Origin of the sequence: Bacillus sp. EAC, assembly GCF_002156875.1 — a bacterium.
Lineage (GTDB): Bacteria > Bacillota > Bacilli > Bacillales > Bacillaceae_G > Gottfriedia.
The window spans coordinates 1-18,094 of record NZ_NCSY01000018.1 but is presented as its reverse complement, the minus strand read 5'-3'; the positions used below and the strand labels follow the sequence as shown (position 1 = coordinate 18,094).

General features: G+C 33.8%; 18 protein-coding genes, 2 tRNA genes, 3 rRNA genes and 2 riboswitches. Of the genes, 17 read left to right on the top strand and 6 right to left on the bottom strand.

Annotation, left to right across the window (positions count from 1 at the left end; genetic code table 11):
• The 8 genes from B7R65_RS20380 to tsaD all read left to right on the top strand — a co-directional run.
• Nucleotides 1–112 (top strand): 23S ribosomal RNA (locus B7R65_RS20380); the annotation flags it as partial.
• A 60-nt stretch (nt 113–172) separates the two neighbouring features.
• A 5S ribosomal RNA gene (gene rrf, locus B7R65_RS20375) occupies nt 173–288 on the top strand.
• Nucleotides 289–340: 52 nt separating this feature from the next.
• Nucleotides 341–417: transfer RNA gene (locus B7R65_RS20370), tRNA-Met, on the top strand.
• 3 nt (nt 418–420) lie between these two features.
• Nucleotides 421–496 (top strand) — tRNA-Asp (locus tag B7R65_RS20365).
• A gap of 211 nt (nt 497–707) precedes the next feature.
• Nucleotides 708–1,175: a tRNA (adenosine(37)-N6)-threonylcarbamoyltransferase complex ATPase subunit type 1 TsaE gene (gene tsaE / locus B7R65_RS20360; protein WP_088044647.1), complete on the top strand. Its 468-nt coding sequence runs from the start codon at nt 708–710 to the stop codon at nt 1,173–1,175.
• Entirely contained in the window at nt 1,156–1,848 is a 693-nt protein-coding gene (gene tsaB / locus B7R65_RS20355; RefSeq protein WP_088044646.1) for a tRNA (adenosine(37)-N6)-threonylcarbamoyltransferase complex dimerization subunit type 1 TsaB, read from the top strand. Before tsaE ends, tsaB begins: the two co-directional genes overlap by 20 nt.
• A 9-nt stretch (nt 1,849–1,857) precedes the next feature.
• Nucleotides 1,858–2,310 carry a ribosomal protein S18-alanine N-acetyltransferase gene (gene rimI, locus B7R65_RS20350; RefSeq protein WP_088044645.1) on the top strand — a complete coding sequence of 151 codons (453 nt, stop codon included), beginning with the start codon at nt 1,858–1,860 and terminating at the stop codon, nt 2,308–2,310.
• Nucleotides 2,307–3,332, top strand: coding sequence for a tRNA (adenosine(37)-N6)-threonylcarbamoyltransferase complex transferase subunit TsaD (tsaD, locus tag B7R65_RS20345; protein WP_088044644.1), 1,026 nt, complete (start codon nt 2,307–2,309; stop codon nt 3,330–3,332). The genes rimI and tsaD overlap by 4 nt, the downstream gene beginning before the upstream one ends.
• Nucleotides 3,333–3,549: 217 nt before the next feature.
• On the opposite strand, the gene B7R65_RS20340 is transcribed toward tsaD, so the two are convergent.
• The gene (locus B7R65_RS20340; RefSeq protein WP_088044643.1) at nt 3,550–5,475 is read right to left on the bottom strand and encodes an ABC-F family ATP-binding cassette domain-containing protein; all 1,926 of its coding nucleotides are present in this window, start codon (nt 5,473–5,475) and stop codon (nt 3,550–3,552) included.
• A 160-nt stretch (nt 5,476–5,635) separates the two neighbouring features.
• Here B7R65_RS20340 and B7R65_RS20335 point away from each other — a divergent pair, with 160 nt between their 5' ends.
• Nucleotides 5,636–6,262 carry a redox-sensing transcriptional repressor Rex gene (locus B7R65_RS20335; protein WP_088044642.1) on the top strand — a complete coding sequence of 209 codons (627 nt, stop codon included), beginning with the start codon at nt 5,636–5,638 and terminating at the stop codon, nt 6,260–6,262.
• A gap of 50 nt (nt 6,263–6,312) precedes the next feature.
• Here the strand turns inward: B7R65_RS20335 and B7R65_RS20330 are convergent, their stop codons facing one another.
• A complete protein-coding gene (locus tag B7R65_RS20330; protein ID WP_179194942.1) occupies nt 6,313–6,984 on the bottom strand; it encodes a CPBP family intramembrane glutamic endopeptidase in 672 nt (223 codons plus the stop codon).
• Nucleotides 6,985–7,260: 276 nt separating this feature from the next.
• On the opposite strand from B7R65_RS20330, the gene groES reads away from it, so the two are divergent.
• The 3 genes from groES (at nt 7,261) to B7R65_RS20315 (ending at nt 9,916) form a co-directional block, all read left to right on the top strand.
• The gene (gene groES / locus B7R65_RS20325; protein WP_025672094.1) at nt 7,261–7,545 is read left to right on the top strand and encodes a co-chaperone GroES; all 285 of its coding nucleotides are present in this window, start codon (nt 7,261–7,263) and stop codon (nt 7,543–7,545) included.
• 59 nt (nt 7,546–7,604) lie between these two features.
• Nucleotides 7,605–9,230, top strand: a complete 1,626-nt coding sequence (groL, locus tag B7R65_RS20320) for a chaperonin GroEL (protein WP_088044640.1) — start codon at nt 7,605–7,607, stop codon at nt 9,228–9,230.
• 212 nt (nt 9,231–9,442) lie between these two features.
• On the top strand, nt 9,443–9,916 hold the full coding sequence (locus B7R65_RS20315) for a hypothetical protein (protein ID WP_088044639.1): 474 nt from the start codon (nt 9,443–9,445) through the stop codon (nt 9,914–9,916).
• Between the two features lie 103 nt (nt 9,917–10,019).
• Here the strand turns inward: B7R65_RS20315 and B7R65_RS20310 are convergent, their stop codons facing one another.
• On the bottom strand, nt 10,020–10,874 hold the full coding sequence (locus B7R65_RS20310) for an ATP-dependent DNA ligase (RefSeq protein WP_088044638.1): 855 nt from the start codon (nt 10,872–10,874) through the stop codon (nt 10,020–10,022).
• A gap of 240 nt (nt 10,875–11,114) precedes the next feature.
• On the opposite strand from B7R65_RS20310, the gene B7R65_RS20305 reads away from it, so the two are divergent.
• Entirely contained in the window at nt 11,115–11,519 is a 405-nt protein-coding gene (locus tag B7R65_RS20305; RefSeq protein ID WP_088044637.1) for a hypothetical protein, read from the top strand.
• A 144-nt stretch (nt 11,520–11,663) separates the two neighbouring features.
• Nucleotides 11,664–12,425, top strand: coding sequence for a peptidoglycan recognition protein family protein (locus B7R65_RS20300; protein ID WP_088044636.1), 762 nt, complete (start codon nt 11,664–11,666; stop codon nt 12,423–12,425).
• 110 nt (nt 12,426–12,535) lie between these two features.
• Here B7R65_RS20300 and B7R65_RS20295 read toward each other — a convergent pair whose 3' ends face one another.
• From B7R65_RS20295 to B7R65_RS20285, 3 genes are read right to left on the bottom strand one after another with little or no spacing between them, the layout of a single operon-like run.
• Nucleotides 12,536–12,856, bottom strand: a complete 321-nt coding sequence (locus B7R65_RS20295) for a DMT family transporter (RefSeq protein WP_088044635.1) — start codon at nt 12,854–12,856, stop codon at nt 12,536–12,538.
• Between the two features lies 1 nt (nt 12,857).
• Nucleotides 12,858–13,208 carry a DMT family transporter gene (locus B7R65_RS20290; protein ID WP_088044634.1) on the bottom strand — a complete coding sequence of 117 codons (351 nt, stop codon included), beginning with the start codon at nt 13,206–13,208 and terminating at the stop codon, nt 12,858–12,860.
• Between the two features lie 5 nt (nt 13,209–13,213).
• Nucleotides 13,214–13,810 (bottom strand): TetR/AcrR family transcriptional regulator, encoded by a 597-nt coding sequence (locus tag B7R65_RS20285; protein WP_088044633.1) that lies wholly within the window; start codon nt 13,808–13,810, stop codon nt 13,214–13,216.
• A gap of 174 nt (nt 13,811–13,984) precedes the next feature.
• Nucleotides 13,985–14,087: riboswitch (purine riboswitch) on the top strand.
• A gap of 134 nt (nt 14,088–14,221) precedes the next feature.
• Here B7R65_RS20285 and guaA point away from each other — a divergent pair.
• From guaA to B7R65_RS20270, 3 genes are all read left to right on the top strand, one after another.
• The gene (gene guaA / locus B7R65_RS20280; RefSeq protein WP_373419603.1) at nt 14,222–15,757 is read left to right on the top strand and encodes a glutamine-hydrolyzing GMP synthase; all 1,536 of its coding nucleotides are present in this window, start codon (nt 14,222–14,224) and stop codon (nt 15,755–15,757) included.
• Nucleotides 15,758–15,862: 105 nt separating this feature from the next.
• Nucleotides 15,863–15,962: riboswitch (purine riboswitch) on the top strand.
• A 168-nt stretch (nt 15,963–16,130) separates the two neighbouring features.
• Nucleotides 16,131–17,459, top strand: a complete 1,329-nt coding sequence (locus tag B7R65_RS20275) for an NCS2 family permease (protein WP_088044648.1) — start codon at nt 16,131–16,133, stop codon at nt 17,457–17,459.
• 372 nt (nt 17,460–17,831) lie between these two features.
• Nucleotides 17,832–18,094: ribosomal RNA gene (locus B7R65_RS20270) — 16S ribosomal RNA — on the top strand; the annotation flags it as partial.

The following is an 18,094-nucleotide window of genomic DNA, read 5'->3' as shown; positions in this document are numbered from 1 at the left end:
CATAGCGTTAAGCTAGTAAGACCCCTGAGAGATGATCAGGTTGATAGGTCAGAGGTGGAAGCGTGGTGACACGTGGAGCTGACTGATACTAATCGGTCGAGGACTTAACTAACAAGTTTGATAATGACATTATCTAGTTTTGAGGGTACGAAGTACTCGAAATGAATATAAATCAGGTGATTATTGCGAAGAGGTCACACCCGTTCCCATACCGAACACGGCAGTTAAGCTCTTCAGCGTCGATGGTAGTTGGGGGTTTCCCCCTGTGAGAGTAGAACGTCGCCTGGTTTGAATTTATTAATTCAATATTTATGGATCTAAATTAGTTAGTTCCAATTATCGCGGGGTGGAGCAGTCTGGTAGCTCGTCGGGCTCATAACCCGAAGGTCGCAGGTTCAAATCCTGTCCCCGCAACCAAATGGTCCCGTGGTGTAGCGGTTAACATGCCTGCCTGTCACGCAGGAGATCGCCGGTTCGATCCCGGTCGGGACCGCCATACATATGATACTTAAAACGAAACCAATTGTTTCGTTTTTTTTATTATGTACGGAATTAAATTAAGTTTAAAAATACATAAAATATTATTAAAAAATTCATTTCTATATTTAGTGCATATACCGTTTGACATTCACTAAATGTTTTGAAATGATATAATATGGCAAAGTTAGAATAGACGAGTAGAAGTTAGAATTTTGGTGGTGAAATAATTGGAAATAGTTTTACATACAAATACTGAGGAAGAAACAAAGGAAATTGCATATCTTCTTGGTAAAATAGTACAACCAAATGATGTAATTTTATTAGAAGGAGATCTTGGGGCAGGAAAAACAACCTTTACAAAAGGGTTTGCCAAAGGACTTGAAGTTAAAAGAAACGTTAATAGCCCAACTTTCAATATTATTAAAGAATATAAAGGAAGAATTCCATTATATCATATGGATGTTTATCGATTAGAGGGTAGCAATGAAGATCTAGGGTTTGAAGAATATTTTATGGGTGAAGGTGTTTGTGTAGTAGAGTGGGCTCATTTAATTTCAGATTACTTACCAAATGAATTTTTAAAAATAATAATCACGCATAAAGAAGATGGTCGAGTGATTACTTTTATTCCAAAGGGAAATAGATATGAATTAGTTTGTGAGGAGTTAATTAAAGATGACCGTTTTAGCAATTGATACTTCGACAAATGTAATGGGAGTTAGCCTTTCGAAAGATGATTCAATAATTGGTGAAACCATTACATTTATAAATAAAAATCATTCTGTACGTTTAATGCCAGCAATTGATTTGCTTATGAAAGAATGTAATGTAAAACCGAAGGAATTAACTAAGATTGTTGTGGCTAAAGGGCCTGGTTCATATACCGGCGTAAGAATCGGTGTTACAGTCGCAAAAACTTTAGCATATACGTTAAATATACCAATTATAGGAGTTTCAAGCTTAAAGGTTTTAGCATCAAATGGTCGCCATTTTTCTGGCCTCGTATGTCCTATCTTTGACGCGAGAAGAAACTTATTATTTACTGGCCTATATGATTTTAGAGGTAAAGAAACTGTTAATATTATAGAGGATTGTAATATAGATCGTAGTGCTTGGGTTGAAAAACTTAAATTATTTAATGAACCAATCTTATTCATTGGTAACGATGTAGCTATTCATAAGGATTTCATAAAAGAGCACTTAAAAGAAAGTGCAGTTTTTGTAAAAAATAATTTAAATAACCAAAGACCAAGTGAATTATTTAATTGTAGTGTGGAAGAAAAAGAAGAATCAATTCATGAGTTTTCACCAGAGTACTTAAGATTGTCCGAAGCCGAAGCAAATTGGCTTGCTGGTCAAGAAAAGTAGGAGGATGTTATGATTTCATCAGTTGCTTTTCGACAAATGAAAGAAGAAGATTTAAATAAGATCATGGTGATTGAAAAAAATTCATTTGCAACTCCATGGACTTATGATGCATTTTTTAATGAATTATACTCTAATCAATTTGCTCATTATGTAGTTGCAGAAGTAGAAGATGAAATAATCGGCTATTGTGGACTGTGGGTTATAATTGATGAGGGACATATAACGAACATTGCAATATTACCTGAGTATCGCGGAAAAGGACTTGGAGAACAATTACTAAGAGCGGTAATGGAAACGGCTAAAGGACTTGGTGCAGAAACATTAACTTTAGAAGTAAGAGTTTCCAATAACGTGGCAAAGGGTTTATATAGAAAACTTGGATTCCAAGATGGTGGAATTCGTAAAAGTTATTACACTGATAATTTTGAGGACGCATTAGTTATGTGGGTGAATATGAAATGAATAAAAAAGATAATTGTTTAATACTAGCGATCGAGACAAGCTGTGACGAAACCTCTGCAGCTATCATAAACAACGGAAATGAAATTGTAAGTAATGTGGTTTCAACTCAAATTGATATACACAAACGTTTTGGTGGGGTTGTTCCTGAAGTAGCTTCAAGATTACATGTTGAGCAAATCACATTAGTCATTGAAGAAGCGATGAAACAAGGGAATGTTGATTACGATGATTTATCTGCAGTAGCAGTAACTGAAGGCCCTGGACTTGTTGGTGCATTATTAATTGGAGTAAATGCGGCCAAAGCAATCGCCTTTGCACATGGATTGCCATTGATAGGTGTGCATCATATCGCTGGACATATATATGCAAATCAATTGGTAAAACCATTACAATTCCCATTGTTAGCATTAGTTGTTTCAGGTGGACATACAGAACTTGTCTATATGAAAGAAGACGGGGAATTTGAAGTTATTGGTGAAACTAGAGATGATGCAGCTGGAGAAGCCTATGATAAAGTAGCTAGAACGCTAAAATTACCTTATCCTGGTGGACCCCATATTGATCGCTTAGCGCAAGAAGGTACTGCAAATATAACTTTCCCTAGAGCATGGCTAGAAGAAAATAGTTACGATTTCAGTTTTAGTGGGTTAAAATCTGCAGTTATAAACTATATGCATAATGCAGAACAAAGAGGAATAGAAATATCTCCTGAAGACGTTGCAGCTAGCTTCCAAGAAAGTGTTGTAGATGTAATTGTTGCAAAAACGATACGAGCAGCAAAGGAATATGACGTTAATCAAGTATTGTTAGCTGGTGGTGTAGCCGCGAATAAAGGACTAAGAGCTTCATTACAAAAAGAAATGAGTGAACTTAGCGAGAAAGAATTAATTATACCGCCACTTTCACTTTGTACAGATAATGCTGCGATGATTGGTGCTGCAGCATACATTCGATTGAAACAAGGTAAATTCGCTAATATGGCATTAAACGGTAATCCCGGACTTGATTTAGAGAATATGTAAAAAGCACTTATTCACATTTATATACTAAATTGTGGATAAGCGCTTTTTTATTTGTTAACAACTTAAATCATTTTGTGAACAATGTTGTGTATAACTATAGATCGGATTTGTGGATAATGTGTATAAACCTGTGTAAAAGCTAAAAACGTGTATTACTATTGTGGATAAGTTTGTAGATAAAAAAAGTCGGATAGCATAAGCATATCCGACTTTTTTATCATTCCTGTAGGCTTTCCCACTCTTCCATTAGATTAATTAAACTTGATTCATATTCATTCTTCTTATTCGTAATTTCTTGTACTAATTGAAAATTTCCGTAGACTTCAGGTTTGCATAACTCAAGCTCGATAATTTCAATTTCCTTTTCGAATTGAGCGATATGACCTTCAATTTCTTCAATACGTCTTTGTGTTTGACGTAGTTTTTTCTTCAACTCTTTATCTTGTTGATAATCTGAGAGTGATGTAGTAACTTGATTTGTTTGTTGAATTGAATTTTCTTTTTCTGCTTGTTCCTTTTCGAAAGCTTCATTTTTCTTAAACTGATAATAGTCATAATCACCTAGATAAACAGAAAGTCCTTCTTTTGCTAGTTCAAAAGTTTTTGTGGATAATCTGTTCATAAAGTAACGATCATGTGAAACGAATAAAATCGTTCCAGGATAATCTAAAAGTGCATTCTCTAACACTTCTTTACTATCTAAATCTAGATGGTTTGTTGGCTCATCGAGAATTAAAAAATTCGCTTTTTTCATCATTAATTTCGCAAGAGCGAGCCTAGCTTTTTCTCCCCCACTTAATGAAGAAACATTTTTTGTGACGTCATCTCCAGAAAATAAAAAGTTCCCTAAAATTGTACGTATCTCTTGTTCAGGTTTTAAAGGATAGTCATCCCATAATTCGTCTAATACTCTTTTATTTGAAGTTAGTTTTGCTTGTTCTTGATCGTAATAACCAATAAACACGTTTGCTCCGAAATCGATATTTCCTTGAAGTTTTTCCAAGTCTCCAATAATTGTTTTAAGTAATGTTGATTTTCCTACACCATTTGGTCCGACTAAAGCGACACTATCCCCACGGTTTAATAAAAACTGCATTGGCTGATCTATAGTAGGAACTCGGTTATATCCAATAAATAAATCTTGTACATTTAAAACATCATTACCACTTTGTCTTTCAATACTAAAAGAAAAGTTTGCAGAAGACTCGTCACCTTGAGGTTTGTCCATTCGAACCATACGATCTAATTGTTTACGACGGCTTTGGGCCCTCTTTGTAGTAGATGCACGTGCAATATTACGTTGAACAAAATCTTCAAGTTTTGATATTTGCTCTTGTTGTTTTTCAAACTGCTTTAATTCCTGTTCGTATTGTGCAGCTTTAAGGTCAAGATATTTACTATAGTTTCCAACAAAACGTTGATGTTTGTGATTTGAAATCTCATAAACAATATTTACGACTTGATCTAGAAAGTAACGATCATGAGATACGATTAAAACGGCACCTGGGTAGGTTTGTAAATAACGTTCTAACCAACTAAGTGTATCGATATCAAGATGGTTAGTCGGTTCGTCCAGGATCAGTAAATCTGGTTTTGTTAAAAGTAATTTTCCTAAAGCTAGTCTAGTTTTTTGGCCACCACTTAAGGAAGAAATTTTTGTTTCGTAATGTTCATTTGAAAAACCTAATCCACTAATGATTGATCGAATATCTGCTTCAAATTGATATCCACCGTTTTCTTTAAAGGTAAATTGCAGATGATCATATTCATTCATAATCTTGTCATAGACTACTTGATTTGAATAGACCTCTTCTTGAGTCATTTTATGTTCCAGTTTTCTCATGCTTTCTTGCATTTCTACTAAATGATTGAAAACAGAATAATATTCTTCCCAAATTGAACGGTCACTTTGGAGTCCTGAATTTTGAGCAAGATATCCTACTGTAACATCTTTTGGTTTATTTAATTCTCCGCCATCATGTGAGATTTCACCTGCAATAATTTTTAAGAGCGTAGACTTTCCTGCGCCATTTCGTCCAACTATTGCAACACGGTCATTCGTTTGTACTTCTAATTTTATATTTGAAAGAATAATATCACTACCAAAATACTTAGAGATATTATTAACTTGTAATAAGATCATGGCTTTCACCTCAATGCAAAATTTTTTATCTTTAAACTGTTTACTGTCAAAATTCATAAATATAGTGTATATTTTACAGTAGAACAAGTACTTTATAACTAAAATGAAGACTAAATACACACTATAGTAAAAAGAATTACAGTAAGTGGGGGATTGAAAAATGGAATCGGAACAAATTAAAATTCCACAAGCTACTGCTAAACGTCTACCTTTATATTACCGTTTTATAAAGAATTTGTCTTTATCAGGTAAACAAAGAGTTTCTTCAGCAGAGTTAAGTGAAGCAGTTAAGGTAGATTCCGCTACAATTAGAAGGGATTTTTCATACTTCGGTGCATTAGGGAAAAAAGGGTATGGATACAATGTAAATTACTTATTAACCTTTTTCTCGAAAGCGCTTAACCAACATGAGGTTATGAAAGTTGCATTGATTGGTGTAGGTAATTTAGGAACTGCATTCTTACATTATAATTTTATCAAAAATAATAATACTAAAATTGAAATGGCATTTGATATCGATCCTAAAAAAATTGGAACTGAAATAGGTGGCGTTCCAGTTTATAATCTTGATAATTTGGAAGAAATTATTAATGATGAAATCCAAATCGTTATTTTAACTGTTCCTGCTCCAGTAGCGCAATCGATAGCTGACCGTTTACAAGGTAAAAATATAAGAGGAATATTAAATTTCACACCTGCTCGTATTAGTGTGCCAGAACATATCCGAATACATCATATAGATTTAGCTGTAGAGCTACAAACATTGGCTTATTTTTTACAAAAGTAAATTTGTATAAATAATAAAACCCCCAAATTGATTGGGGGTTTTAATTTTCTTTAAAAGTTAAGTTGCTGAAAAACTACAAATGAGTTCATAAGCATATGTGTAATGATTGGAACAACAATTGAATTCGATCTTTTATATAAATAGCAAAAAATAAATCCAATTAAAAAATAAGATAAAAAGAATGGTAAATCCCCATGCATAAATGAAAATATAACTGAACTAATACTAGCAGCAATAAAGAATGGTAATCGATTAGATAGCCTTTTAAAAATAATACCACGGAAAATAATCTCTTCTAAAATAGGTGCGATAAGACTAGGAATAACGATAAATGCCGGATTAAGTTTTGTGATATTAATAATTGCTTGTGTGTTTTCAGATCCTTTATTTAAATCTAAAACAAGTATTAAAAAGAGATTGCAAAGGATTTGAGTAACCATTGTAACTAAATAACCAAAAACTGACCATTTTATTATTGAACGAGTTGTAGGATATGTAAGATTTCTAATTCCTTCAAATATTTGTTTCCTTAAAACAATTAAGATGATGATTAGGCCAGCAATAAAACTTATGCATCCCCAAAGTGCTACTGCTTCTAAATTAGCTGTTTTTTTATCGATTCCTTCATACATTCCACTATTTAATAAAAATGATACGCCATATAATCCGGAATATTGAATCAATACATAAATTAATACAATCCATAAATCTTTTGTCTTCAATCCAATTGCTCCTTTGTGTTGATATTTTTCATAACCCAAAGGTTTATATAACAACATGTACATTATTGTACTCGTTTCCTTCGTTTCTTAAAAGGAATTTTGTTAATTTTTAAGTTAACTTTATATTAAGATGAAAACTTATTAAAATTCGACAAGAAAAGTGCCTTCTTCATACTTGCAAAATGTTTTGATATTCTTTAAACTAATAATTGTGTTAGCACTCAATATTACCGAGTGCTAAAAAATAATGATTAGATTATTGAGGAGGTATTACACATGTTAAAGCCATTAGGTGATCGTGTTGTAATTGAGCTTGTTGAGTCTGAAGAAAAAACTGCTAGCGGTATCGTGTTACCAGGTAGTGCACAAGAAAAGCCACAAGAAGGCAAAGTTGTTGCAGTTGGTACTGGTCGAGTACTTGAAAATGGCGAGCGCGTTGCTTTAGAAGTATCTGTTGGTGACCGCATCATCTTCTCTAAATACTCTGGTACTGAAGTTAAGTACGGTGGTACTGAATACCTTGTACTTCGCGAAAATGATATTCTTGCAATCATAGGCTAATTAGATAAAAAATACTTAAACAATAAAATACTATTTAAAATTTTAAGGAGGTCATTTTCATGGCAAAGGACATTAGATTTGGTGAAGAAGCACGTCGCGCAATGCTACGTGGTGTTGATGCTTTAGCAGATGCTGTAAAAGTAACATTAGGACCAAAAGGACGTAACGTAGTTCTTGAGAAAAAATTTGGTTCTCCATTAATTACAAATGACGGTGTTACAATCGCAAAAGAAATCGAACTAGAAGATGCATTCGAAAATATGGGTGCAAAATTAGTAGCAGAAGTTGCTAGCAAAACGAATGAAATTGCTGGGGACGGTACAACTACTGCAACAGTTTTAGCGCAAGCTATGATTCGTGAGGGTCTTAAAAACGTAACTGCTGGAGCTAATCCAATGGGTATTCGTAAAGGTATCGATAAGGCAGTTACTGTAGCACTTGAAGAATTAAAAGCAATCTCTAAACCTATTGAGGGTAAAGAGTCAATTGCACAAGTTGCTTCAATTTCATCAGCAGATCCAGAAGTTGGACAATTAATCGCTGAAGCAATGGAACGCGTTGGTAACGATGGTGTTATTACACTTGAAGAATCAAAAGGATTCACAACTGAGTTAGAAGTTGTAGAAGGTATGCAATTTGATCGTGGATACTCTTCACCTTACATGGTAACAAATTCAGAGAAAATGGTTGCTGAATTAGAAAACCCATATATTTTAATTACTGATAAGAAAGTAACAAATATCCAAGAAATTTTACCAGTGCTTGAACAAGTTGTTCAACAAGGTAAACCACTATTAATTATTGCTGAAGACGTTGAAGGTGAAGCGCAAGCGACAATCATCGTTAACAAATTACGTGGTACATTTAACGCTGTGACTGTTAAAGCTCCAGGTTTCGGTGACCGTCGTAAAGCAATGTTAGAAGATATCGCAGTATTAACTGGCGGTGAAGTAATTACAGAAGAATTAGGATTAGATCTTAAAACGACTAACATTACTCAATTAGGCCGTGCTTCAAAAGTTGTTGTAACGAAAGAAAATACAACAATCGTTGAAGGTGCTGGTGAAACTGAAGCAATTCAAAGACGTATCGGTGTAATCCGCGCTCAATTAGAAGAAACTACTTCTGAATTTGATCGTGAAAAATTACAAGAACGCTTAGCTAAATTAGCTGGTGGTGTAGCAGTAATCAAAGTTGGTGCTGCAACTGAAACTGAGTTAAAAGAACGTAAATTACGTATTGAAGATGCATTAAACTCAACACGTGCTGCAGTAGAAGAAGGTATTGTAGCTGGTGGTGGTACTGCATTAATGAGCGTATTTAATAAAGTGGCTGCAATTGAAGCTGAAGGTGATGTAGCGACTGGTATCAACATCGTATTACGTGCGCTTGAAGCGCCAGTTCGTCAAATCGCAACAAATGCTGGTCTAGAAGGATCAGTAATTATTGAGAAATTAAAACATGCTGAAGTAGGCATTGGTTTCAATGCTGCTAACGGACAATGGGTAAACATGATTGAAGAAGGAATCGTTGACCCAACTAAAGTTACACGTTCTGCACTTCAAAATGCAGCATCTGTTTCTGCAATGTTCTTAACAACTGAAGCTGTTGTAGCTGACCTACCTGAGAAAAATGCTCCTGCAATGCCTGACATGGGCGGCATGGGAATGGGCGGCATGATGTAATAAAGAATAAAACCCTTGAGTAATCAAGGGTTTTTTCTTTGTTTAAAAGTGATTAACATTGCTTTTACTACGCTAAAAGCATTTCCAAAGCCAATATTGCAGCTTAGTTTTCCAAATACTACCACACGCAGTAGTCATTATTTATCTGATAAGATTGTGCTATAACATTTAAAAATTATTAACATCATGACTTTGCTTATCGGAGGAAAATAATGTCGGCTTTTTTATCTTTTTTTAGTATCAACTTAATTATATGTCTTTTGTTTACCATTTTTTGTTTTGTAATTGCATGGCCAGTAGGATTGTATTTTCGGTATAAAGATACGAAAAAGATGAAGGAAGTACTTCGTGATCAGCCAAAAAATAATCGTCGATATTGGCTCGTGCAAATTGGGAAATTGAGTTTAGCGATTTTCGTACTTTACGGACTTTCATATATAATCTCGTATTTTTTTAAAATGTCATTTTCTTCTACAGCGCCATTTGTGGGTCTGTTAACATTGTTACTAGTGTTGTACATTAAGTTTGCTCCTCGAATAACAGGTGAAGTTACACCTGATATGGGAGGATGGGAAACAACTTATGTAATTGTTTCTCCTGATGCATATTTTACATCGACGGGTGTAACAATGATATTTGGATCCTTTGTCTTCACAGTGTTTGAGTTCGTTCAAGTATTATATTAATCAACCAAACAATTAGAAAAAGAATCTTATAGTTTTCATGAAAAAAAGTACCTGTAATTCAGGTACTTTTACTTTTTAGAACAGTAAAGGAATTTCGTAAAGTCTAAATAATAAAATCATCAAATATTGGACTAATCAATTCACCAGTACTTAACTGACCTTTACTTTTAATTTTGCATTTAATAAATGGTTCAACATAAATAAATGTTTTATCTTCCCCAGTTTTTATATGCTTTGTAACGCTAAAGAATGCTTTTTTCTGCCCCATATTCATTCCAAACTCAACAAGGCCCACATTAACAAACTCATTATTTTTATATTCCGAAATTATAAGTCCCATACCTTGCTTTTTATAGCCTGTAATATAATAACTTCCATATTTCCAATTGATAATTTTCAACCAATTTAATGATCTATGAGCGGGGATATAGATTGAATCTTTGGATTTCGCGACAATTCCCTCAAGTCCAAGTGATTTTATTTGCTCAAAAAAGAATTTACCTTGAGTTTCTATATAGATGCTTTCTTTTATCGATGGTTGGTCATCGAGCATATTTGATAGTATTTCTTTCCTAGCTGATAGGGGTTCTTTTAGTAAGCTTCTATTTTGGAAACGTAAAATATCGAATACGACATAAGTTAATGGGAATTGTTTACTGCCTTGAATAATTTTACTTTCCTGAATTGAATTAACACGAGCTAGAGCCGCTTCATAATCTTCTTTGCCATCGTTATAACAAACAAGTACGCCATCTAAATAGCAATCTTCTTTTAACATAATGTTATCGAGTTCAGGAATTCTGTCTGAAATTTCCGTTCCATTTTCAGTATACAGTCTATTTATTCCATCCCGTCTTTCAAGGAGCATACGCACACCATTTGATTTCATTTCAAAATAATGTTCATCTGAATCAAATGGTTTATCAGAGGTTTGTAATAACATCGGTTCAATAAACATTTTTCATTTCGCCTCCTTGTTTGGCGATTAAAATCATAATTAACGTCCTTCCTTTGTTAAATCTTTAATTGATGTTCATATATATAATGATTTTTTTTGTGAATTTAAATTTTTTCTTTATATCCCGAATTTGTTTTCTTCTACTTGTAAATGTACTTATATTTCAAATCTATTTCAAGTCATAACTTGTCTCTTTGCAAAATAAGATAAATTATCTACTTATGAAATGTGGTGAAGAGAATGGTGAAAAAAAATGCTTATAAGATCACTGAACCAATGTTGAATGAATATTATGATTTAAGTCAAAAGAAGAAAGAAATTGAAAATCAGCTTGAAGAGTTACAAAAAGTATTTCATGGTTATTTTGATCATCAAGTTGGAGTAAATGAAAAAGGTGAGCTTGTACTTAATAATTTAAAACTCGAACGAATAATAAGAAAGAAAGAGAAATATAATGAGGCAGAGACTGTAAGTAAACTAGAAGAGTTAAAATTAACCGAACTTGTTCAAATTGTCAAAAAGCCAGATGGTGATAAAATAAAATCGGCAATCAGCCTTGGTCTTCTGAACGAAAAAGACTTAGATGGCTGTATTTCAATAAATTCGTCACAAGCTATCTATGTCAAACCAGTCAAAAACAAATAAAACTTCGTATTTTTAAAGGGGGGCGAGTGCTCTCCTTTTTTATTTGTCACTTTTTTTGTCAAACAGAATACCCTGTTAGTATGCATGTACAAGCATATATCGATAAGTAAGTCATGCTTGAGTTTATAAGAGGGAGGTTTAGTTATGATAATTTGGAAAAATAATTTTATTTCTATGAACAAATATACTAGACCGTCAATTAAATTAAAACAAGTAAAAAAAATAGTTTTACACTGGACGGCTAATCCTGGTGCAAGTGCTGAGAACCATCAAAAATATTTTAATGGTACAGCAATTAAAAGTAAAACATATGCATCAGCCCATATATTTGTTGATTCAAAGGAAGCAATTTGTATCATTCCTTTAGATGAAGTAGCATATCATGCAAATGATCATTATGAAAGAAATGCTAATGGCGAAGCATTTCGAGGAGTACCAGAACTAGCTCCAAATGCTAATAAACTTTCATTAGGTATTGAAATGTGTGTAGAGAAAGATGGAAGTATCTCACAATCTACAATTCAACGCACAGCAAAAGTCATTGCAGAATTATGTAAAACATATAAGTTAGATGAAAACGATATTGTTAGACATTATGATGTGACACATAAACCTTGTCCAAAGCCATTCGTTGATGATCCTGAACAATTTAAGCAATTTAAAGCACAAGTAGGTGCAATTTTAAATCCACCGAAAAATACAGTCCAGGAAACGGAACCATACCCAGGAATTCAAAAAAAGGGCTCGAAAGGTGTAGCAGTAAAAAAAATTCAACAGAAGCTTAAAATAAGTGCAGATGGAATATTTGGACCTATTACTGAAAATGCCGTGAAAAATTTTCAAAGTAAGAATGGACTAGTAGTTGATGGAATAGTTGGTAAAGCTACTTGGAGTAAACTTTTCTAAAGTTTTTGGTCAATTTTTTCTAAGTATGAAAAATTGTGATTGGTACTATAAAAAATCCCTGTTCCATTATTATGAAGCAGGGATTTCTTTTTTCTATTTTAAACAATCTTCTAATGAGGAGAAATTAGTTTTAATCCTAATACAGATAAAACGACGAGTGATATAAAGAAAATTCTTTTACGATCACGTGATTCATTGAAGAAAATCATTCCTATAATGACAGATCCAGCGGCACCGATTCCAGTCCAAATTGAATAACCAGTTCCAACTGGAATTGTTTTCAGTGCTTTTGATAATAAATAAAAACTTATCCAACCAGAAATGATACATAAAATTGAGTAATTAAGCTTTTTAAAATTATTCGATAGCTTCATAAAAATTACAAACCCGACTTCACCTAAGCCTGCAATAAATAAAAAAAACCATGCCATTTTATGCAACACCTCCTTTATCCTCGTGTTTTTCATCTTTCGTTGATAATTTCAATCCAATAATTCCTGATAATAAAGTAATTACTAGGACTATTTTCAATAATGACGCCGATTCATTTAAGAACATCATACCTATAATAACTGTCCCAGCCGCACCGATACCTGTAAACACCGCATAAGCAGTACCAATAGGAATCTCATTAATTGCTTTTGAAAACAAATAAAAACTAAAAATAATACCTAGAACTGTAAAAATACTAGGTAAAACATTAGAAAAGCCATTGGAATATTTCAAACCGAATGCCCAGGCTATTTCAGAAATTCCTGCAATAATTAAATATATCCAACTCATTATCCTTAACTCCTTTTAGTTGAAATTGACCGCCAAAAGAAACACCAAGTGGCTTTTAAGCGCTTTTTGACAAGTTCATCATCTGGGTCAAATAACTGAATAAAACAACTATCAAGCAGGTGAATATAAGCATCGACTAACTCATCAACCTCATTATGAAAAATTTCACCTTCTAGTATTCCTTTTTCAAATATACCTCTAATGACTATAAGTAACTGATTTTCAAATTCCTCATATCGCTTTAATAAGTGACCTTCTAATTCTTTAGGTGGGAATAAGAGCATTCGTTTAAGGAAAATTCCTAAATCTTCATGCTGGAAAAATAACCGAGTACTTTCTAATACTGAATAAAGCTGATTTTCAACTGTAAGGGTATGATATTTTTCAAATTCATCTTTAAATTTAGCGACATAAACAGAGCTAAGCTCTTCAATGATACTTAAGAAAATTTCTTGTTTATTCTCAAAATGGGCGTATATAGAGGGTTTTTTTATTCCAACAGCTTTAGCAATTTCTGTTAATGTAGCTTTTTCATAGCCATTTTCAGCAAACAATTTTATTGTAGCTTCCTGAATTTTTAAGACGGTTAAATTACCTTTCATGCAATTTCCTCCTTTATATCAATCTAAGAGCGGATTGTTAATTTTAGAACCTACCGTTCGTTAGGTAAATATTATACCAAAAATAGATTCATTACAAGTAAGAACGTTTACATTAAAAATTGTGATGAAATACCTTGACCGACTTATTATACGTTGTTAGAATGAGACAATAATACAATAATCGTCAATATTCTTCATATATCCTCGACAATATGGGTCGAGAGTCTCTACCGGGGCGCCGTAACATGCCCTGACTATGAAGGCAGTCTGACTTTGTTTAATTTAAGTCTGATTTTCTGCCTTCTTACACTATGTACAAGGGAGAAAATCGGCTTTTTTTTATATTTTTGGGAAAAATAGTATCAGTTTAACTGATACGTTAATTCAATTACTATAGATGGGGTGACCGCTTTGCAAAAACATGACACAATTGTAGTACTAGATTTTGGAAGTCAATACAACCAACTAATTGCACGCCGAATTCGTGAGTTCGGTGTATATAGTGAACTACGTCCTCATACAATCACTGCTGAGGAAATTAAAGAAATGGGTGCAAAAGGAATTGTATTTTCTGGTGGACCTAACAGTGTATACGGCGAAAACGCATTTTTCTGTGACGAAGCTATTTTTGAACTAGGCCTTCCTATTTTAGGAATATGTTATGGAATGCAATTAATGACTCAACACTTTGGTGGAAATGTCGAGAAGGCTGACCAAAGAGAATATGGAAAAGCTGAATTAAATATTCAGATGCAATCAGCACTATTAAAAGATCTTCCAAATGACCATGTAGTATGGATGAGTCATGGTGATAAAGTAACGCAACAACCAGAAGGATTTGTGGTTGATGCGACAAGCGCTTCTTGTCCTATTGCTGCAATGAGTAATGAAGCGAAGAAAATGTATGGAGTTCAATTCCATCCAGAAGTTCGCCATTCAGAATATGGTAATGACCTATTAAAGAACTTTGTGTTTGATATTTGTGAATGTGAAGCGAATTGGTCTATGAAGAACTTTATCGAAGTGGAATTAGAAAATATTCGTAACGTTGTTGGAGATAAAAAAGTTCTTTGTGCACTAAGTGGCGGAGTAGATTCTTCAGTTGTTGCAGTATTAATTCACAGAGCAATTGGTGATCAATTAACTTGTATTTTCGTTGATCATGGACTATTACGTAAAGATGAAGCAGAAGGCGTAATGAAGACATTCAGTGAAGGTTTTAATATGAACGTTATCAAAGTTGATGCTAGAGAGCGCTTCTTATCTAAGTTAGCTGGTGTTTCTGATCCTGAACAGAAACGTAAGATAATCGGAAATGAATTTATTTATGTATTTGACGATGAAGCTGCTAAATTAGAAGGTATGGACTTTTTAGCCCAAGGAACTTTATATACAGATATTATCGAGAGCGGTACAGCTACTGCACAAACGATTAAATCTCACCACAATGTTGGGGGATTACCTGAAGATATGCAATTTACGTTAATCGAGCCTTTAAATACATTATTTAAAGATGAAGTACGTGCAGTTGGATCAGAATTAGGAATCCCTGATGCAATCGTTTGGAGACAACCGTTTCCAGGACCAGGTTTGGGAATTCGTGTTCTTGGTGAAATTTCTGATGACAAATTAGAAATCGTTCGTGAATCAGATGCAATTTTACGTGAAGAAATTGCTCTAGCTGGTTTAGATAAGGAAATTTGGCAGTACTTCACTGTATTACCTGACATTAGAAGTGTTGGGGTAATGGGTGATGAACGTACGTATGATTACACTGTTGGAATTCGTGCAGTAACATCAATCGATGGAATGACAGCTGACTGGGCTCGTATTCCTTGGGATGTTTTACAAAAAATTTCAACCCGAATTGTAAATGAAGTTAAGCATGTAAATCGTATAGTGTATGATATAACGAGTAAGCCACCTGCAACAATTGAGTGGGAATAATATCTAATATATGGAAAAAAACGAACGAAACGAACATTTTTTGATAAAATGTTCGTTTTTTTTATTGACACTACTTATAGTTGATTGTAATATAAGGATATAAATAAATAATTTGTCATAACTTGTCGTATAAGCTAGTGAATATGGACTAGCGTCTCTACCTGCCACCGTAAAATGGCGGACTACGAAGTAATGATTTCTGTATGTTAACCTACTTTTTAGCTATTATTCTATTATTTTTAGGTTAATTCATTACAGAATGAAACTGCTCGTGATAGGCGCTTTTACCATTTGTGTAAAAGCGCCTTTTCTATTTTTTTAATAGAGACCGACTTTTAAGACTTAAACTTAGGAGGATCACATGAAAGAACGTATTAGCAATTATTTTGAGTTTAACAAGTTAGGCACATCATTTCGTCAGGAAACAATTGCTGGATTAACAACATTTTTAGCTATGGCTTATATCTTGTTTGTAAATCCATCAATTTTATCATTATCAGATATTAAGGATTTTCCGGAAGCTTTAAGAATGAATAGTGAAGCAATCTTTGTAGCTACATCATTAGCAGCTGCTTATGGTTCGATTTTAATGGGTATTTATGCGAGATATCCAATTGCTTTAGCACCAGGTATGGGATTAAATGCATTCTTCGCGTTTAACGTTGTTCTTGGAATGGGGATTCCTTGGCAAACTGCTTTAGCTGGAGTTTTCGTATCAGGTATTATTTTCATCATTCTTTCTTTAACAGGACTACGTGAACAAATTATTAATGCAATCCCAATTGAATTAAAGTTAGCGATTGGTAGTGGAATTGGGTTCTTCATCACATTTGTTGGTTTAAAAAATTCAGGCATTATTGTAAGTAACCCAGCAACATTTGTTTCACTTGGTAAATTAAATGAACCTGCAGTATTATTAACGATTTTCGGATTACTTATTACAGTAATCTTAATGGCTAGAAAAGTTAAAGCTGGTGTATTTTTAGGAATGATCGTAACTGCTATCGCTGGAATGATCTTTGGAATTATCGATTTACCATCTTCAGTTGTTGGTCCAGTACCAAGTATTGCTCCAACTTTTGGTGAAGCTATTAAACATATTCCAGATGTATTTTCTTCGGGCAAAATGTTTGCAGTAGTATTAACTTTCTTTATTGTAGATTTCTTTGATGCAACAGGTACATTAGTAGCAGTAGCAAATCAAGCAGGATTATTAAAAGATAATAAACTTGAAAGAGCGGGTAAAGCTTTAATGGTTGACGCAACTGCAGTAGTAGTTGGATCAACATTGGGTACAAGTACGACAACTTCATACATTGAATCTACTGCAGGTGTGGCTGCAGGTGGACGTACTGGGTTCTCTGCAGTTGTTACAGGATTATTATTCTTATTAGCACTATTCTTTGCACCATTATTAGGAGTAGTAACAGCATCAGTAACTTCACCAGCATTAATTGTAGTCGGTGTACTAATGGTTTCATCAATTGGCCAAATTAATTGGAAAGAATTCGAAATTGCTGTTCCAGCTTTCTTCACAATCATTTCAATGCCTTTAACATATAGTATTGCTACAGGTATTGCAGTTGGATTCATTTTCTATCCGATTTCTATGATTGCTGCAGGAAAAGCGAAAAAGATTCACCCGATTATGTATGTACTATTTATCGTATTCCTTCTATTCTTAGCATTTTTTAGAGAATAGTAAATTAATAGAGTTAAAAGAAACCAGCCTTTGGATAGGCTGGTTTCTTTTTTTGTTAATATAATTAGGTAGATTTTGGAGTAAGGATCAATCCGAAAACAATTCTGAATACATTTACTTTTAATTGTAGTCTTGTAATGCAATCGGATAGCTGGTATATTAATTTATGTTGTCCAGAACAAGTGAAACGAGGACAACGAAAGAAATAAAATAAAAACAAAATAACATTTAAAAAATGTTGACATAAACATTTAAATGATGTTATGATGTTTAAGTCGCTTACGAGCGATGAGTGATCTTTGAAAACTAAACAAAACATGAAGTAAAACGTCAATTATTAGTTTTAGAGCAAAACAAGATTTAAACTTAACTATTATGGAGAGTTTGATCCTGGCTCAGGACGAACGCTGGCGGCGTGCCTAATACATGCAAGTCGAGCGGACTTGTAGGAGCTTGCTCCTGCAGGTTAGCGGCGGACGGGTGAGTAACACGTGGGCAACCTACCTATAAGACTGGGATAACTTCGGGAAACCGGAGCTAATACCGGATGACACAAAGGAACTCCTGTTCCTTTGTTGAAAGATGGCTTCGGCTATCACTTATAGATGGGCCCGCGGCGCATTAGCTAGTTGGTG

What these genes read in the sequence shown, in the direction of transcription:
- tsaB (WP_088044646.1), top strand. Translation starts at nt 1,156, where the DNA reads ATGACCGTTTTAGCAATTGATACTTCGACAAATGTAATGGGAGTTAGC.
- rimI (WP_088044645.1), top strand. Translation starts at nt 1,858, where the DNA reads ATGATTTCATCAGTTGCTTTTCGACAAATGAAAGAAGAAGATTTAAAT.
- tsaD (WP_088044644.1), top strand. Translation starts at nt 2,307, where the DNA reads ATGAATAAAAAAGATAATTGTTTAATACTAGCGATCGAGACAAGCTGT.
- B7R65_RS20340 (WP_088044643.1), bottom strand. Translation starts at nt 5,475, where the DNA reads ATGATCTTATTACAAGTTAATAATATCTCTAAGTATTTTGGTAGTGAT.
- B7R65_RS20335 (WP_088044642.1), top strand. Translation starts at nt 5,636, where the DNA reads ATGGAATCGGAACAAATTAAAATTCCACAAGCTACTGCTAAACGTCTA.
- groES (WP_025672094.1), top strand. Translation starts at nt 7,261, where the DNA reads ATGTTAAAGCCATTAGGTGATCGTGTTGTAATTGAGCTTGTTGAGTCT.
- groL (WP_088044640.1), top strand. Translation starts at nt 7,605, where the DNA reads ATGGCAAAGGACATTAGATTTGGTGAAGAAGCACGTCGCGCAATGCTA.
- B7R65_RS20315 (WP_088044639.1), top strand. Translation starts at nt 9,443, where the DNA reads ATGTCGGCTTTTTTATCTTTTTTTAGTATCAACTTAATTATATGTCTT.
- B7R65_RS20310 (WP_088044638.1), bottom strand. Translation starts at nt 10,874, where the DNA reads ATGTTTATTGAACCGATGTTATTACAAACCTCTGATAAACCATTTGAT.
- B7R65_RS20305 (WP_088044637.1), top strand. Translation starts at nt 11,115, where the DNA reads ATGGTGAAAAAAAATGCTTATAAGATCACTGAACCAATGTTGAATGAA.
- B7R65_RS20300 (WP_088044636.1), top strand. Translation starts at nt 11,664, where the DNA reads ATGATAATTTGGAAAAATAATTTTATTTCTATGAACAAATATACTAGA.
- B7R65_RS20295 (WP_088044635.1), bottom strand. Translation starts at nt 12,856, where the DNA reads ATGGCATGGTTTTTTTTATTTATTGCAGGCTTAGGTGAAGTCGGGTTT.
- B7R65_RS20290 (WP_088044634.1), bottom strand. Translation starts at nt 13,208, where the DNA reads ATGAGTTGGATATATTTAATTATTGCAGGAATTTCTGAAATAGCCTGG.
- B7R65_RS20285 (WP_088044633.1), bottom strand. Translation starts at nt 13,810, where the DNA reads ATGAAAGGTAATTTAACCGTCTTAAAAATTCAGGAAGCTACAATAAAA.